The organism is Pseudomonas sp. PS02288 (genome assembly GCF_029959715.1).
Lineage (GTDB): Bacteria > Pseudomonadota > Gammaproteobacteria > Pseudomonadales > Pseudomonadaceae > Pseudomonas_O > Pseudomonas_O kuykendallii.
In genome coordinates, this window is sequence record NZ_JASCPA010000001.1 from 120180 (window position 1) to 136479 (window position 16300).

General features: G+C 62.5%; 11 protein-coding genes. All 11 read left to right on the forward strand.

Annotated elements, in window-relative coordinates; genetic code table 11:
* Positions 1–33: 33 nt before the first annotated feature.
* Positions 34–708 carry a TylF/MycF/NovP-related O-methyltransferase gene (locus tag QMX85_RS00550; RefSeq protein ID WP_282338192.1) on the forward strand — a complete coding sequence of 225 codons (675 nt, stop codon included), beginning with the start codon at positions 34–36 and terminating at the stop codon, positions 706–708.
* A 26-nt stretch (positions 709–734) separates the two neighbouring features.
* Positions 735–2030, forward strand: a complete 1296-nt coding sequence (locus QMX85_RS00555) for an NTP transferase domain-containing protein (RefSeq protein WP_282338193.1) — start codon at positions 735–737, stop codon at positions 2028–2030.
* Positions 2030–7201, forward strand: coding sequence for a glycoside hydrolase family 99-like domain-containing protein (locus QMX85_RS00560; protein WP_282338194.1), 5172 nt, complete (start codon positions 2030–2032; stop codon positions 7199–7201). Before QMX85_RS00555 ends, QMX85_RS00560 begins: the two co-directional genes overlap by 1 nt.
* 229 nt (positions 7202–7430) lie before the next feature.
* On the forward strand, positions 7431–8876 hold the full coding sequence (locus QMX85_RS00565) for a flagellin (RefSeq protein WP_282338195.1): 1446 nt from the start codon (positions 7431–7433) through the stop codon (positions 8874–8876).
* Between the two features lie 73 nt (positions 8877–8949).
* A complete protein-coding gene (locus QMX85_RS00570) occupies positions 8950–9318 on the forward strand; it encodes a flagellar protein FlaG (protein ID WP_282338197.1) in 369 nt (122 codons plus the stop codon).
* A 65-nt stretch (positions 9319–9383) separates the two neighbouring features.
* Positions 9384–10883 (forward strand): flagellar filament capping protein FliD, encoded by a 1500-nt coding sequence (fliD, locus tag QMX85_RS00575; protein ID WP_282338199.1) that lies wholly within the window; start codon positions 9384–9386, stop codon positions 10881–10883.
* A gap of 209 nt (positions 10884–11092) precedes the next feature.
* Positions 11093–11497, forward strand: a complete 405-nt coding sequence (gene fliS / locus QMX85_RS00580) for a flagellar export chaperone FliS (RefSeq protein WP_282338201.1) — start codon at positions 11093–11095, stop codon at positions 11495–11497.
* 2 nt (positions 11498–11499) lie between these two features.
* Complete coding sequence (locus QMX85_RS00585) at positions 11500–11793, forward strand: flagellar protein FliT (protein WP_282338203.1); 294 nt, start codon at positions 11500–11502, stop codon at positions 11791–11793.
* Between the two features lie 162 nt (positions 11794–11955).
* Positions 11956–13428, forward strand: coding sequence for a sigma-54 dependent transcriptional regulator (locus tag QMX85_RS00590; RefSeq protein ID WP_282338206.1), 1473 nt, complete (start codon positions 11956–11958; stop codon positions 13426–13428).
* Between the two features lie 163 nt (positions 13429–13591).
* Complete coding sequence (locus QMX85_RS00595) at positions 13592–14794, forward strand: ATP-binding protein (RefSeq protein WP_282338209.1); 1203 nt, start codon at positions 13592–13594, stop codon at positions 14792–14794.
* Positions 14795–14796: 2 nt separating this feature from the next.
* On the forward strand, positions 14797–16191 hold the full coding sequence (fleR, locus tag QMX85_RS00600) for a sigma-54-dependent response regulator transcription factor FleR (RefSeq protein ID WP_282338211.1): 1395 nt from the start codon (positions 14797–14799) through the stop codon (positions 16189–16191).
* The last annotated feature ends 109 nt before the right edge of the window (positions 16192–16300 follow it).

Consider the following 16300-nt stretch of genomic DNA (forward strand, 5'->3'; position numbering starts at 1 on the left):
AACAGGTGGGCTGCCTTGACGTCCGGAGGAAACATGCGTCGCGATGAGTTGGATCCCTTGCCCTACGCGGAGGGCTATCCCAGTCTGCTTTCGGTGACGGGGCGGGTCGACATACACAGTCTGGCGGCGAAGTTCCTCTCCGACAGTCGCATCCATGGGGCCTATCTGGAATTCGGCGTCGGCAAGGGCCGCTCGGCGGTGTCGGCGCTGCGGGCCTATCGTCGTGAAAACGTGTGCGACCGCTACATCCTTTGCGATTCCTTCGAGGGCCTGCCCGAGCTGACCGGCGTCGACGTGGGCTCCCGCCAGTTCCAGCGCGGCGACTACGCGTTCGACCAGCCCGCCGTCGAGGCTTTCCTGGAACGCTACGGGGTGGCGGATGCCGCACCCGTCTCGTTCGTGAAAGGCTGGTTCGGACCCGATACTGCCGACGAAGTCACCTGTGCGCTGGGCGACTCACCGGTGGCCGTCATCCATGTCGATGTCGACCTCTACGAGTCCTGCAGCTGGGTGTTGCAGGCCGTCACCCGCCACGTGCGGCCCGGCGTGGTGATGCTGTTCGACGACTGGAACTGCTTCAACGCCTCCAACCGCTTTGGCGAGCGCCGGGCCACCGCGGAATGGCTGAATGCCAATCCCGGATTCGAATTGAACGAACTCTCATCCTACGGCTGGCACGGGCGTGCCTTCGTATTCGATTGCCTCTGAGCGAATGCTCGGTACAGGAGCCAGATATGTCCGGAAAAGTGGTCGCCATCATGCCCGCGAAGGGCAGCAGCGAACGAATCAAGAACAAGAACCTGGCCGTTCTGGACGGTGAGCACCTCTTCAAGAGAAAGCTTCGCCAACTGCTCGACTGCAAGGAGATCGACGAGGTCTATCTTGACACCGATTCGGACGAGCTGGCGGCGCTGGTCGATGATCTGCCCGTCAAGTTCCTGAAACGCCCGAGCGAGCTGGCGAGCAATCAAACCGACGGGCATGAGCTGTTCGCCTACGAATGCGCCCAGGTCGAGGCCGACATCTACATCCAGACGCTTTGCACCGCGCCCTTCGTCGATGCCGAGTGCATCGGCCGCGCGCTTCGCCAGTTGCGCGAGAGCGGGGCGGATTCGCTGATCGCCATCCGCAAGGAAAAGCAATACACCTGGGGGGAGGACGGCCCTCACTACGGCACGGGGCGCATTCCCAACAGCGTGGATCTGCCGCCCACCTACATCGAGGCGATGAGCCTGTACATGGTCAAGCGAGGTGACGCCCCCATCACCCGGCGTTTCACCGAGAAGCCGACGTTTTTCGAGCTCAGCCCCGAAGAAAGCCTGGATGTGAACTGGCCCGCCGACCTGCAGTTGGCCGAGACCGTCTCCGCCGGCAAGCGCGCCCAGGAGAACCTGGCGATGCAGGCGCTCAAACCCTTCCTGTCGTCCGCAATCCTCTCCGATATCACCCGGCAACTTGGGTTCGACTGCACGCTGCCGAAAGAGCTGAAGCCCAACATGGGCCGGCGCGTGTTCGGCCTGGCGAAGACCCTGCAGCTCGATCATTGCAAGCCCGGCGAGTCCTGGGAGGGCATCTATGACGCCCTGGGCAGTTACGAGTTCGTCCGTCCGGGCGATGTCATCGTGGTCAACAATCCGGTTCCGGACAGCGCCTATTTCGGCAACCTGAACGCTGGGCTCGCGTCCCGCGCCGGCTCGGTCGGCGCCGTCATCAACGGCCTGACCCGCGATGTGAACGCCGTCCGCAACCTGGATTTTCCGGTGTTCTCCCAGGGCCATTACTGCTCCGACATCAAGTATCGCGGGGTCGTCCGTTCGATGAACAAGCCGGTTCTGATCGGTGAAGTACGCGTGGCCAACGGCGACTACGTGTTCGGCGACGAAGACGGAATCGTCGTGGTTCCGCGGGAGAAATGGGCTGAGGTCAAGGCCGCCGTGCTGCAGGGCATCGACAAGGAGTGGCGCGTCGGCAGGGCGGTAGCGATGGGGCTTCCGGCCCAGGAAATCTTCAGTTCGATTGGGGAGTTTTGATGAATTTTCTGTACTACCTCGAACCCTTCATCGAACGGCAGAGGCCCTTTTGGAAAGCGGGCTGGCTGGACTTCGCGAAAACCTTCGCCAAACCGCTCAAGGAAGTGGGGGGCGATTTTCGCCTGTTGATCGGCGAGCCTCTGGAGTCGGAGGCGCTCAAGAGAGGGTTTGCCCGGGAAGAGCTGTATATCGCCGACTATCAGCCATTCATTGGCAAGGTCGGCCGCGATTATCTCGATATCACCTCCCGCTGGTACAACGGAGAGGACGGTGACGTCCTCGACGTATTCGCGGCGTATGCCGAGCGTCTTCTGGGCGACTACAAGCCCGATGTGATTTTTTCCTTTTCGCCCGCGCCGTTTCTGAAGGGAGTGTTCCCTGACGCGCAGATTCTGAACATCGAAGTGGGGATGTTTTCCCGCAAGCCCTTCCCGATGACGCTGTATTTCGATGCCTGCGGGATGTTCCGGGACAGCTACCTATGCCGACATGCCGCTGCGATCAACGCCTTTCGTGCCGGGCCGGAGGCGCTGCATTTCATTTCGCAACTGCGCGAACGCTATCTGGACGACGGACTCAGGAAGCTGCTGCCGATCGCCGAGGACATCTACGGCGAGCGGTTGAACGCGTTTTCCCGCAGCGTTCTGCTGCCGCTGCAGTTCTCCGACTATTACGCCTTCGACGCCAACTGCGAGTTCTCCTCGCAGTTCGATTACCTGCAGCACGTCCTGCGCAACGTATCTCCCGATATCGCGGTGGTGGTCACCGAGCACCCCGAGAACCCGGCGGTGACGGACGAGATTTACAGCTACCTGAAAGCCAGGCATCCCAACCTGATCTGGGATGCGCGCGGTCGTGATATCTACGCCTGCTCGCAGCTGGTCCTGCTGTTGTGCGATGCCGTCGTTACCGTCACCTCTTCGGTCGGCATGCATGCCCTGTTTTACCAGCGCCCGCTGATTGCGCTGGGTGACTCCTACATGACGCCGTTCGCCGATGCCCATCGCCTCGAATGCCTGGACGACGTTCTGGCCAAGGGCTTCGATGCGGCGCGTGATCATGCGTTGTACTGGCTGTTCAGCCATTACTACGTGTTGTTCGAATCGATCTACGACGGCGACTGGTTCAAGTCGTTCTGCCTGTCCGTAGGGCAGGGCGTTTTCGACGAGGAGCGTCCCGTCTACACGCTGGCGCAACTTCACGATGCCTATCTCACAGGTGACAAGCCGAACCTGGAAGGTGTCCTGCGTGGCAGCCTGGGGGAAAGCTCGACGCTCGCCGCGGTGGTGGCGAGCGCGGCGGTCGAAATCGACCGGCAGGCGCCCGAATCCAAGTCAACCGCGTTGGCCCCGGTGGCGCCCGGCAAGCCGGCTCCCAGGGCCGACGATCTGTTGCGCCTGATCGCATTCCATCTGCCGCAGTTTCACGCGATCCCCGAGAACGATACCTGGTGGGGCAAGGGGTTCACCGAGTGGGACAACGTCAAGCTCGGGCGGCCGTTGTTCGACGAGCATTACCAGCCGCATGTCCCTGCCGAGGACCTGGGCTACTACAACCTTCTCGATGTCGAAACCCTTCGTCGCCAGGCCGAACTGGCTCGCAGTCACGGCGTGTATGGCTTCTGTTTCTACTACTACTGGTTCGACAGGAAACGGCTTCTCGAAAAGCCCGTGGATTTGCTGTTGGCCAATCCGGACATCGATCTGCCGTTCTGCCTGTGCTGGGCCAATGAAAACTGGACCCGCCGCTGGGATGGCGGAGACAAGGAGATATTGATCGCGCAGAGCTACTCGCCGGAGTTGAGCGAGAAGTTCGCCGAAGACCTGATTCCGTACTTCTCCGATCCGCGCTACATCCGGGTCGAGGGCAAGCCGGTGCTTCTCGTTTATCGAAGCGACATCATCCCGGACCTCCAGACGACGCTCGAAACCTGGCGCCAGACCTGGCGGGACGCGGGGATTGGCGAGGCCTATCTGGTCGGCGTGGAAAGCTTCAAGTTCTTCTCCCCCAGCGAGGCTGGCTTCGACGCCAACTGCGAGTTCCTGCCGCACCAGGTCGATTTTTCCGTGCTCGCGCCGGAAGGCCCGTTGACGCACCCCCGGCAGCACATCCAGTCCATCGGCGATTACGAAAAGCTTGCCGACTTCTGGTCGTCCCGCCCTCGCGCGGAATACAAGCGCTTCCGCGGGCTGGTGCCGAGCTGGGACAACAGCGCGCGGCGCCGCAAGGGTGGGGCGACCATGCTGGTCAATGCGAGCCCCGAGGCCTACAAGGACTGGCTGGGCACTACGCTGAGAAAGACCCTGGAGGAATTCGAGGGTGACGAGCGTCTGGTCTTCATCAACGCCTGGAACGAGTGGGGCGAGGGCTGCCACCTCGAGCCCGACGTCAAGCACGGCCTGGCCTACCTCGAGGCAACCCGCGAGGCCGTCAACGAAGCCGCCAGCGTAGCCGGAGAGATAGCAGTGCGGCCCGATCCGGCGTTTGATTCGTTCGTAGCCGATTACGGGCATTGGGTCGCCGGCAGAACGCTGTCGGTCGGCGAGGCGGACAATCTGCCCGCCCGCATCGAAGGCTATGCAGCCGCCTTGCGCTTCGCTGTCGTCATCAGCGATCACGACGGCTCGCCGGAGCTTCTGGGTCGAACCCTCCGTAGCGTGGATGAGCAGTGCTATCACGCCGGGTCCATCATCGTGTTTTCCGCGCAGAGAAGGCCGGGCGAGCTGTCCGATCGTATCCTCTGGCTCGAGAGTGATTCCGTGTGGTCGGGAATCAACGACGTCATTCCGTCCGTCGAGGCCGACTGGTTCTATCTGCTGCGTGCGGGCGACGTACTGGACGCGCACGCACTGGTGTTGCTGAACGACCGCCTCAACGCCGAGCCCTCGTTATCGAGTATCTATGCCGATGAGGACGCGCTGGACGGCGCGCACTATCGCGATCCTTTCTTCAAACCGGATTTCAACCTCGACTTCCTGCGCAGCTATCCCTATTGCGGCCGCACGCTGGCTTTCGAGAAGGACGCCTTCCTGGCCGTCGGCGGATTCGATTCTTCCTTTGGCGAGTTGAGCCCGCACGATGTGATGTTCAGGTTGGTGGAAAACCGGGGGCTGGGCTCGATTGGTCATATCGCCGAAGTGCTGGTGCACTGCGACAGGCATATGGGGCATTGGCTGGCCGAGGATGAGGTGATCGCGAACGCACCGCGGCTGACGTCCAATCACCTGACTCGCCTGGGCATTGCCCACAGCATTACCCAGGGCGCCTTGCCGATGATCAATCGGGTGGCCTACCACAACGCCAGCCAGCCGCTGGTTTCCATCATCATTCCCACCCGCGACCAACTTCCCGTTCTGCAGCGCTGCGTCGAAAGCCTCATCGAGAAGACGCGGTATGCGAACTACGAACTGCTGATCGTCGACAACGCGAGCGAGACCCCCGAGGCCATCGCCTGGCTGGCCGGCATGGAGCAGCTCGGTAGCGACAAGGTGCGCATACTGCGTTATCCCAAGCCTTTCAATTATTCGGCGATCAACAACTTCGCCGCGGAGCAGGCGCGGGGCGAGTACCTGGTTCTGCTGAACAACGACACCGCGATCATAGAAGCCGGTTGGCTGGATGCCCTGTTGAACCACGCCCGGCGCCCTGAAGTGGGAATCGTCGGTGCGAAGCTTCACTTCCTGGATGGGACCATCCAGCACGGCGGCGTCGTTCTGGGCCTGGGTGGCCCTGCCGATCATCCGTTCATCGGGGAGCCGGCCGACGCTCCCGGCTACATGCATCGGCTGCTGGTCGATCAGAACTACACGGTGGTCACCGCGGCCTGCCTGATGATCCGTGCCTCGGTCTATGCCGAGGTCGGTGGCCTGGACGAAGACGATTTCAAGGTCTCGTACAACGATGTCGATCTTGGCCTCAAGGTGCGTTACGCCGGCTATCTGACGGTGTGGACGCCCTATGCGGTCCTGGTGCACGAGGGCAGCGTCAGCCAGAGGAATCTGGATTCGCAGTACGCGTCGTCGAAGAAGGAGCGTTTCAACAGCGAGCAACTGGCGATGTATGCCCGCTGGCTCCCGCAGATTGCGGAAGACCCCGCCTACAACAAGAACCTCACGCTGTACGCGGGAGGCTTTTCCCTGGCTGCCGAGAGCGAGCGATTCTATTGGCAGCCGTTCGCGGAGAAAGCCGTGCCGTCGATTCTGTGCCATGCCGCGGATGCGTATGGCGGCGGGCAGTACCGTGTTCTCCAGCCGTACAACGCGTTGGCGCAGGCGGGGCTCGCACAGGGCGGATACAGCCGCTATCTGCTGACGCCTGCACAGGTCGAGCGCTTCAAGCCGGACTCGGTGATCCTCCAGCGGCAGTTGCTGGAACCGCAGATCAACTACGTCAGCCGACTCAAGGCTTTCTCAACGGCGCTCAAGGTCTATGAGCTGGACGACTACATCATCGAACTTCCGCTCGGCAGCCAGCACCGTGCCGACTTTTCCCGTGAAGTCGTGCGTTCGCTGCGCAAGGTCCTTTCCCTGTGCGACCGTTTCGTCGTATCGACGGAGCCGCTGGCGGCGGCGTTGGCCGGCATGCATTCGGACATTCGCGTCGTCAGGAACACGCTCGCTCCCGAGTCGTGGAAAGGTTTGCAGGGGCAGCGCCGGTCGGGTCCGAAGCCCCGGGTGGGCTGGGCTGGCGGGCTCGGTCATGGCGGCGATCTGAAAATGATCGCCGACCTGGTCAGGGCGCTGGCTGGCGAGGTGGACTGGGTCTTCATGGGTATGTGCCCGGACGAGCTGTTGCCGTTCATGGCCGAGTACCACCCCGGTGTTCCGTTCGACCGCTATCCCGAAAGACTGGCAAGCCTCGACCTCGACCTGGCCCTCGCGCCGCTCGAGCAAAACCGCTTCAACGAGTGCAAGAGCAATCTTCGCCTGCTGGAGTACGGCGCCTGTGGTTTCCCTGTCGTCTGCAGCGATATCGAACCCTATCGGTGCGACCTGCCGGTGACGCTGGTGAAGAACCGCTACAAGGACTGGCTCAATGCGATCCGGGCACACCTGCAGGACCTGGATGCGGCGGCGGCGATGGGTGCGGCATTGCAGACCAAGGTGCGTACCGAATGGATGCTCGAAGGCGACAATCTGCTTGCATGGCGCAATGCCTGGCTGCCTGACTGAACCGTTAAAGTTTCGCGAGCCCGAACCGATAACCCGGATGCCTGAAGACGTGGCTCCGTGGTGATGTTCGGAGTCTCGCGAGGGCGGTCAAGCCCTACAGCAAAAAAGTTTTAAAAAACGTTAAAGCTTTCTGCCGGCACGACGATAAACATCACGAAAGCTCTCTAGGCCAATCCCGGCGGTTGCCAAGGCCGGGAGTCGTACAAGCCCACACCACGAGGTTCTCGTCATGGCTCTTACCGTCAACACCAACATTGCCGCACTGAATACCCAGAAGAACCTGAACAAGTCTTCTGACGCTCTGTCGACTACCATGCAACGTCTGTCCAGCGGCCTGAAAATCAACAGCGCCAAAGACGATGCGGCTGGCCTGCAGATCTCCAACCGCCTGACCAGCCAGATCAACGGCCTGGACGTAGCGGTCAAGAACTCCAACGATGGCATCTCCATCGCACAGACCGCCGAAGGCGCCATGCAGGAATCCACCAACATCCTGCAACGTATGCGTGAGCTGGCTCTGCAATCGGCCAACGGCTCGAACAGCGACGAAGACCGCAACTCCCTGCAGGCCGAGTACTCGCAGCTCACCACTGAACTGACCCGTATCGCCAGCACCACCACCTTCGGTGGTCGTAACCTGCTCGACGGCTCCTTCGGTACTTCCAGCTTCCAGGTCGGCGCCAACGCCAACGAAACCATCAACCTGACTCTGGGTAACGTTTCGGCCAACAAGATCGGTTCGCAGCAGGCTTCCGCCGACGCGGCCGTCGTCGCCAGCGGCTCGGCTGCCGGTGCAGGCACCATCACCGTTACTGGTGGCGGCAAGACCAAAGACGTTGATATCGAAGCCGGCGCATCCGCCAAGGACATCGCCAAGGGCCTGAACAACTCGATCACCGGCCTGAGCGCCACCGCTTCCACGACCGCTCAACTGAGCATCGACACCGGTAGCGGCGCGGCAACCAGCGGTGCTTCGTTCACCGTCAACGTCGGCACTGCCTCGGCGAGCATCGTGGGTGCCCATTCGACCTCCGACCTGGCCGACCAGCTCAGCTCGAACGCCTCGGCGTTGGGTATCTCCGTCAACTACAACGAAGAAAGCGGCGAGCTGTCGATCACCTCCAGCACCGGCGAGAACATCTCCTTCGACGTGGCCGCAGGCAACACGGCTTCCGCAGCGGGCGTGAAGGTCGCGGTGCAGGATTCCGACGGCGAGTTCGGTGCTGGGACTCAGGTGGCCGACGGCCAGACCGTCCGCGGTACCGTGGATCTGAACTCGGCCAAGGCTTACAGCCTCACCGACAAGACCGGTACTGTAGCGGCCACCGTGTTCGGTAGCGGCACCACCAAGTCCGAGCTGACCAGCGTCACCGATACCGACATCACCTCGGCTCGCGGCTCGCAGAAAGCGATCTCGGTCATCGACAAGGCGATCTCCAACATCGATGCCCAGCGTGCCGACCTCGGTGCCGTACAGAACCGCTTCGACAGCACGGTTTCCAACCTGCAGAGCATCTCCGAGAACTCCACGGCTGCACGTAGCCGCGTTCAGGACGCTGACTTCGCATCGGAAACTGCCGAGCTGACCAAGCAGCAAACTCTGCAACAAGCGTCGACAGCGATCCTGGCCCAGGCCAATCAGCTGCCGTCCGCTGTACTGAGCCTGCTCCAGTAATCGATACCAAATAGGGTGGAGGGGGAAGTGCATTGATGCCTTCCCCCTTTTCCCGTTGTGAGGTGATTTCCAAATGAACATCACGACTCCGAATGTGCAATATGTCCCGTCCACGACCACGTCCACGTCCGCTACGTCGGGCAAGACTTCGTCGGAGGCGGTAACCAGCGTGGCGACCGGGAAGGCCGAAAGCGCGGTGAGTGCGGATGAATCGATCGATCGTGGCGAGCTGGACTCGGCGGTAGCGAGCATGCAGAACTACGCCCAGTCGATTAAACGCAATCTGGATTTCCACCTCGACGACTCCAGTGGCCGTGTGGTCGTGCAGGTGGTCGCCAGCGACTCCGGTGAAGTGATTCGCCAGATTCCCTCGGAGGAAGCGCTGGAACTGGCGGCTAATCTGGACGGTATGCGCAGCTTGCTGTTTCGCGAACAGGCTTGATCTGGCGCGGTTTTTGCTAAAAGGGACGTATCAGCGCCACTAAAATGGCATAGGGGATAGCAACGATGGTGACTACAACTTCTACGACGGGAACGACGTCTACGCCGACGCCGGCTACCACCACCAGCTCGTCGTCCACCAAAACGTCGATCACCGGCCTGGGTTCCGGGCTGGATATCGATGCGCTGGTAGAAGCCACCGTCAATGCCGAAAAGGCGCCCAAGCAGGGGCAGATCGATCGCCTTACCGCGAAGACCGAAACCAGTTTGTCTGCCGTGGGCACCTTGAAGGCGGCAATGGAGGCCTTCGAGGCCTCGTTGACCGCGCTGACATCGAAGAGCACCAGCTTCGACGGGCTCAGTGCCAAGTCGTCCACCGAGACGGTCGCCACCGTCACTTCCAAGTCGGGTGCGGTGGAGGGTTCCTACGCGCTCAACGTCACCAGTCTTGCCACCGCCTCGAAGGTTGCTACCGCGAGTCTCAGTGGCGGCAGCGCCACCACCTTTGCGTCCGGTGGGAAGCTGAAGATCGACGTGGGTGACAATGCCCACTATTCGGTGAACGTGTCTGCTGGCGCCTCGCTGAGCAGCATCCGTGACTCGATCAACTCGCAGTTGTCTTCGAGTGCGGGTATCTCCGCGAACATCGTTACGGACTCCACGGGTTCACGCCTCGTACTGTCGTCGGAGACCACCGGCGAGAAGACCGACATCTTCATGTCTGGGACCGGCGATCTGGCCGCGCTGAATGTCAACGTCACGTCGACCACCGACGACGACGGCGTCACCACCGTGTCGCATAACCTGCAGAAACAGAGCGGTACCGGTGCCGGTTACATCACCCTTTCCGGGGATGCCAAGTTCACCCTCGACGGGCTGGAGATGTCCAGCTCGACCAACACCACGTCCGCCCTCAGCGGCTTGACCATCACCCTGAAGGGGAAGGGCGAGTCGACGATCTCGATGTCGACCAACACCGATGGCATCAAGTCGTCGGTGGAGACCTTCGTCAACGCCTACAACACCTTGATGACGGTGACCAACGCGCTCACCAAGGTCACCGTGTCCGCCGATGGCAGCACCACGGACGCAGGCGCTCTGGTCGGTGATGCGACGATGCGGACCATGATGAACTCGGTCCGCAGTGCAATGGTCCAGCCGTCCACGGGCAGTGGCAGCCTGAGCATCCTGGCCCAGCTGGGCGTATCGACGAACAAGGACGGCACCCTGAAGCTCGATGAGAAGGCATTGACCGCCGGCGTCGAAGCCAACTACGACTCGGTCAAGTCCTTTTTCACGGGAGACGACGGGCTGATTTCGCGTCTCGGCGATGTCACCTCGGTGTACACCGCCAAGGGTGGCCTTCTTGAAAGCAAGCAAAACTCGCTGCAGGGTACGCTCGACAAACTGGATGACCAGCAGGAATCGCTTGATCGGCGGATCGAGACGTTGCAGACCAGCCTCTACAAGAAGTACAACACCATGGATGCCCTGGTGGCCCAGCTCAACGCGACCAGCTCGAGCATTCTCGAAACGCTCAACGCGTTGAACAACAAGGACAACTGATGTCCCGGGGATACCACCCCACCCGCCACCTGAAACGGAGCACGCGTATCGGGGCATTTGCCGCGATCGGCACGCTCCGTACTGGCGTCGCCTTGTGTCTTCCCGCCCCGCTTTCTCCGAGCAAATTTGCGTTCCACGCTAAAGATTCCACCGGCTGACCCGATAACTAAATCAGAAGGTTTCATTCGTCTCATTTAGGAGCCGCCGGCATGTACTCAGCCTCTGCCCTCAGGAATTACCAGCAAGTCAGCACCCAGTCGCAACTGGCTGAAGCAAGTCCTCACCGTCTGATCCAGATGCTCTACGAGGGAGCTTTGGACCGGATCGCCCAAGCCCAGGGTGCCATGGCGCGCGGGCAGACCGGGGAGAAAGGCGCGCTGATCGGAAAGGCCATCAATATCATCAATGGCCTGCGTCAGGCACTGGACAAGGACAAGGGCGGCGAGTACGCCGACAATCTCGAGGGCCTGTACGAATTCATGAGCCAGCGTCTGCTTCAGGCCAACCTGAAGAACGACCCCACCTCCCTGGAACTGGTTTCTTCCCTGCTGCGCAAGGTCAAAGATGGCTGGGACGGCATCGCGCCGGCTCCTGCTCCCATTCAAGGTGCGTGATCATGAACACTGCCGTTAAGCGTCTCGAAACTACCGGTATAGCTTTGCGGGATGCGCTGACCAATCAGGATTGGGCGGCTATCGGCTTGCTCGATCAGCAGTGCCGCGAAGCGGTCGATGACGCCATGCGCGAAGTCGAGCGCGACAGCGACCTGAAGATGACGCTGCAGGACATCCTGGCGATCTACCGTGATCTGGTCACTTCCTGCAGAAGCGTGCGAGAGCGCCTCGGCGAGGAAATGGCGCAGGTCAACAAGGCCCATCAGGGCGCCAAGATATACAAGATGTTTGGCTGAGACCTCGCTGGTGAAGTGACACAAAGCAAGCCTGAGTCAAATCCAGGCTTTTTTTGTGCCATAAATTTGACTGGCGACCGTTTTTTGACTTTACTAGCGGCATATTGCTACCGCGTTAGAGCCGTGTGGCCTTTTCTCCGTCCGACCTAGAAGCCAACCTCTATGTGGCGTGAAACCAAGATTCTCCTGATTGATGACAATGACGACCGTCGTCGCGACCTGGCGGTCATCCTCAATTTTCTTGGCGAGGACCACCTGGCCTGTCGCAGCCAGGAGTGGCGGGACTGCATCGCACCGCTGAACTCCAGTCGGGACGTGCTTGGCGTACTGCTCGGCGAAGTCAGCGCCAAGGGCGGTAGCAGCGAGCTGCTCAAGCAGATCGGTGCCTGGGACGAGTTCCTCCCGGTGCTGATGATCGGAGAGTCGCTCGCCGCGGATTGCCCCGAAGAGCTGCGCCGCCGCGTGCTGGCCTCGCTGGAGATGCCGCCCAGCTACAACAAGCTGCTCGACTCGCTGCACCGCGCCCAGGTCTATCGCGAAATGTACGACGAGGCCCGCGAGCGGGGCCGTCAGCGCGAGCCGAACCTGTTCCGTAGCCTGGTGGGCACCAGTCGCGCCATCCAGCACGTGCGGACGATGATGCAGCAGGTCGCGGACACCGAGGCCAGCGTGCTGATCCTCGGCGAGTCGGGCACCGGCAAGGAAGTGGTCGCGCGCAACCTGCATTACCATTCCAAGCGTCGCGAAGGGCCGTTCGTGCCGGTCAACTGCGGGGCGATCCCGGCGGAGCTGCTGGAAAGCGAACTGTTCGGCCACGAGAAGGGCGCGTTCACCGGTGCCATCACCAGCCGGGCGGGGCGCTTCGAGCTGGCCAACGGGGGCACGCTGTTCCTCGATGAAATCGGCGATATGCCGCTGCCGATGCAGGTCAAGCTGCTGCGCGTGCTGCAGGAGCGCACCTTCGAGCGAGTCGGCAGCAATAAGACCCAGAGCGCCGATGTGCGCATCATCGCGGCCACCCACAAGAACCTCGAGAAGATGATCGAGGAGGGCAGCTTCCGCGAGGACCTGTACTACCGCCTCAACGTCTTCCCCATCGAGATGGCACCGCTGCGCGAGCGCGTCGAGGACATTCCGCTGCTGATGAGCGAGCTGATCTCGCGCATGGAGCACGAGAAGCGCGGCTCGATCCGCTTCAACTCTGGCTCGATCATGTCGCTGTGTCAGCACGACTGGCCGGGCAATGTCCGCGAGCTGGCCAACCTGGTGGAGCGCATGGCGATCATGCATCCGTACGGGGTGATCGGCGTTTCTGACCTGCCGAAGAAATTCCGCTACGTCGACGACGAGGACGAGAACCTCACCGCCAGCCTGCGCGAGGAACTCGAAGAGCGTGCCGCGCTTACCAGCCAGCTTCCGGTGGGCATCGACTCCGGCAGCATGCTTCCGCCGGAGGGTCTGGACCTCAAGGATTACCTGGGCAACCTCGAGCAGGGTCTCATTCAGCAGGCGCTGGACGACGCCAACGGCGTGGTCGCACGCGCCGCCGAGCGCCTGCGCATCCGCCGCACGACGCTGGTGGAGAAAATGCGCAAGTACGGCATGAGCCGCCGCGAGGATGAAGACGAGGGCTGACGCGCTTCTCGTCTCTCATGCCCGCTTCACGGGTTTCCCTTCCAAAAGTTTGACGCCCGCTTCTCAACTCATTGAAAAGCGGGCTGTTTTTTTATGGGCACGGGGATTGCTATTCGTCTCTCAACACGACCGTTCTCTGACGGTCGCCACGCGAGAGATTCACATGAAGCCAGTCGCCCAGAGCGCCGCTATCGACCCCGTTCCGCCGAGCGATCGCTCCGCCGATGAGCTCGGCCGGGCGTATGCGTTGTTCGAGCAGATGTCCGAACGGCTCAGCGACTCCTACGAATCGCTGCAGGCCCGCGTCGATCAGCTCACCGGCGAACTGGAACTGATCAGCGCCCAGCGCATGCAGGAACTGGCGGAAAAGGAGCGTCTGGCGCAGCGTCTGCAGAGCCTGCTCGACCTGCTTCCCGGCGGGGTCGTGGTCATCGACGGCCAGGGCCTGGTCCGCGAAGCCAATCCGGTCGCCGGGCAACTGCTCGGCCAGCCGCTGGTCGGGGTGCTCTGGCGCCAGGTGATCGTCCGCTGCTTCGCGCCGCGCCAGGACGATGGCCATGAAGTGTCGCTCAAGGATGGCCGGCGGCTGTCCATCGCGACGCGTTCGCTGAATGGGGAGCCGGGCCAGCTGGTGCTGCTCACCGACCTTACCGAAACCCGCCGCTTGCAGGACCAGTTGGCCCGCCACGAGCGGCTTTCCGCGCTCGGCCGGATGGTCGCCTCGCTGGCGCATCAGGTGCGTACGCCGTTGGCGGCGGCGATGCTCTATGCCAGCCATCTGAACGAGCGCGTGCTGCCTCCCGAGCAGCAACAACGTTTCGCCGGGCGTCTCAAGGAACGGCTGCATGAGCTGGAGCACCAGGTCCGCGACATGCTGGTGTTCGCCCGTGGCGAGCTGCCGATGACCGATCGACTGGCACCGGTGGCGTTGTTCGACGCGTTGCGCCGCGCCGCGGAGACCCATATCGATGGGATGAATGTGCGCTGGCAGTGCGACGCGCGGGTGGGCGAACTGTTGTGCAACCGCGACACCCTGGTCGGCACGGTGATCAACCTAATCGAGAACGCTCTCCAGGCCGCCGGGCGCGGTGTCGCCCTGAAGATTCACCTGTACGTGCGCGGCGACCGCCTGCGCCTGTGTGTCAGCGACAACGGCCCTGGCATCGATGCGTCGACCCTGGCGCGACTGGGCGAACCGTTCTTCACCACCAGGACCACCGGCACCGGGCTCGGGCTGGCGGTGGTCAAGGCCGTGGCGCGTGCGCATCGCGGCTCGCTGCAACTGCGTTCGCGGGTTGGCTTCGGTACCTGCGCAATTCTCGATCTGCCGCTGATCGCTGCGGCGCCCACTGCTTTTCCGGAGTGACCATGACCGCGAACATCCTGCTCGTCGAAGACGACCGCGCCCTGCGCGAGGCCCTGGCCGACACCCTGGCGCTGGCCGGTCACGATTTCGTCGCCGTGGACTGCGCCGAAGCGGCGCTCGCCGCGCTGCACGAGCACGCCTTCAGCCTGGTGCTGAGCGACGTGAACATGCCGGGCATGGATGGCCATCACCTGCTCGGTCTCATCCGTTCGCGCTATCCGCAATTGCCGGTGCTGTTGATGACCGCCTACGGCGCCGTCGAGCGCGCGGTGGACGCAATGCGCCAGGGCGCCGTCGATTACCTGGTCAAGCCGTTCGATTCGAACACGCTGCTGGAGCTCGTCGGGCGCCACGCGCTCGGCCGCCCTGGTGTCAGCGACGAAGGTCCGGTCGCACTGGAGCCGGCCAGCCTGCAACTGCTCGACCTGGCGGCCCGTGTGGCCCGCAGCGACTCGACGGTGATGATCACCGGCGAATCCGGCACCGGCAAGGAGGTGCTGGCACGCTACATCCACCAGCAGTCGCCGCGTGCCGCCAAGCCGTTCATCGCGATCAACTGCGCGGCGATTCCCGACAACATGCTCGAGGCCACGCTGTTCGGCCATGAGAAGGGTTCCTTCACCGGCGCGGTCAGCGCACAGCCGGGCAAGTTCGAGCTGGCGGAGGGCGGGACCCTCCTGCTCGACGAGATTTCCGAAATGCCGCTTGGCCTGCAGGCCAAACTGCTGCGGGTGCTGCAGGAGCGCGAAGTGGAACGCGTCGGTGCGCGCAAGCCGATCGCCCTGGACATCCGCGTGCTCGCCACCAGCAACCGCGATCTACAAGCGGAAGTAGCGGCGGGGCGCTTCCGTGAAGATCTCTACTACCGGCTCTCGGTATTTCCGTTGGCCTGGCGCCCGCTGCGCGAACGGATCGCCGATATCCTGCCGCTGGCCGAACGCCTGCTCGGCAAGCACGTCAAGAAAATGAACCATGCCGCCGTGCGCTTCTCCGAGCAGGCGCGCTCCTGCCTGACCGCGCACCCCTGGCCGGGCAACGTGCGCGAACTGGACAACGCCATCCAGCGCGCGCTGATCCTCCAGCAGGGCGGCATCATCCAGCCGCATGACCTGTGCCTGACCTCGCCCATCGGCTATGCCCCGGTGCCGGTGCCGGTGCCGGTGGCCGCGCCAATGCTGGTCAGTCCGCCGCCCGCCGCGGCGCAGGCCGCTGGCGACCTGAGCGAAGACCTGCGCCGGCGGGAGTTCAAGATGATCATCGAGACGCTGCGCTGCGAGCGCGGCCGACGCAAGGAGGCGGCGGAGCGCTTGGGGATCAGCCCGCGCACCCTGCGCTACAAGCTGGCCCAGATGCGCGACGCCGGGATGGATGTGGAGGCTTATCTCTACGCCAGCTGAGGTCGTCCGCAGCATCCCGCCAGTAATCCGCCGGCGGCGCGTCCAACTGTCGAACCCGTCGAGCGTCTCGACGGATTTCGTTCGCGCGGGTATCGAAAAACTGACCTGA

Bases quoted from the DNA above. Each gene is read 5' to 3' on its own strand.
- fliS (WP_282338201.1), top strand. From the start codon at position 11,093: ATGTACTCAGCCTCTGCCCTCAGGAATTACCAGCAAGTCAGCACCCAG.
- QMX85_RS00565 (WP_282338195.1), top strand. From the start codon at position 7,431: ATGGCTCTTACCGTCAACACCAACATTGCCGCACTGAATACCCAGAAG.
- QMX85_RS00585 (WP_282338203.1), top strand. From the start codon at position 11,500: ATGAACACTGCCGTTAAGCGTCTCGAAACTACCGGTATAGCTTTGCGG.
- QMX85_RS00570 (WP_282338197.1), top strand. From the start codon at position 8,950: ATGAACATCACGACTCCGAATGTGCAATATGTCCCGTCCACGACCACG.
- QMX85_RS00550 (WP_282338192.1), top strand. From the start codon at position 34: ATGCGTCGCGATGAGTTGGATCCCTTGCCCTACGCGGAGGGCTATCCC.
- QMX85_RS00555 (WP_282338193.1), top strand. From the start codon at position 735: ATGTCCGGAAAAGTGGTCGCCATCATGCCCGCGAAGGGCAGCAGCGAA.
- QMX85_RS00590 (WP_282338206.1), top strand. From the start codon at position 11,956: ATGTGGCGTGAAACCAAGATTCTCCTGATTGATGACAATGACGACCGT.
- QMX85_RS00595 (WP_282338209.1), top strand. From the start codon at position 13,592: ATGAAGCCAGTCGCCCAGAGCGCCGCTATCGACCCCGTTCCGCCGAGC.
- fleR (WP_282338211.1), top strand. From the start codon at position 14,797: ATGACCGCGAACATCCTGCTCGTCGAAGACGACCGCGCCCTGCGCGAG.
- QMX85_RS00560 (WP_282338194.1), top strand. From the start codon at position 2,030: ATGAATTTTCTGTACTACCTCGAACCCTTCATCGAACGGCAGAGGCCC.
- fliD (WP_282338199.1), top strand. From the start codon at position 9,384: ATGGTGACTACAACTTCTACGACGGGAACGACGTCTACGCCGACGCCG.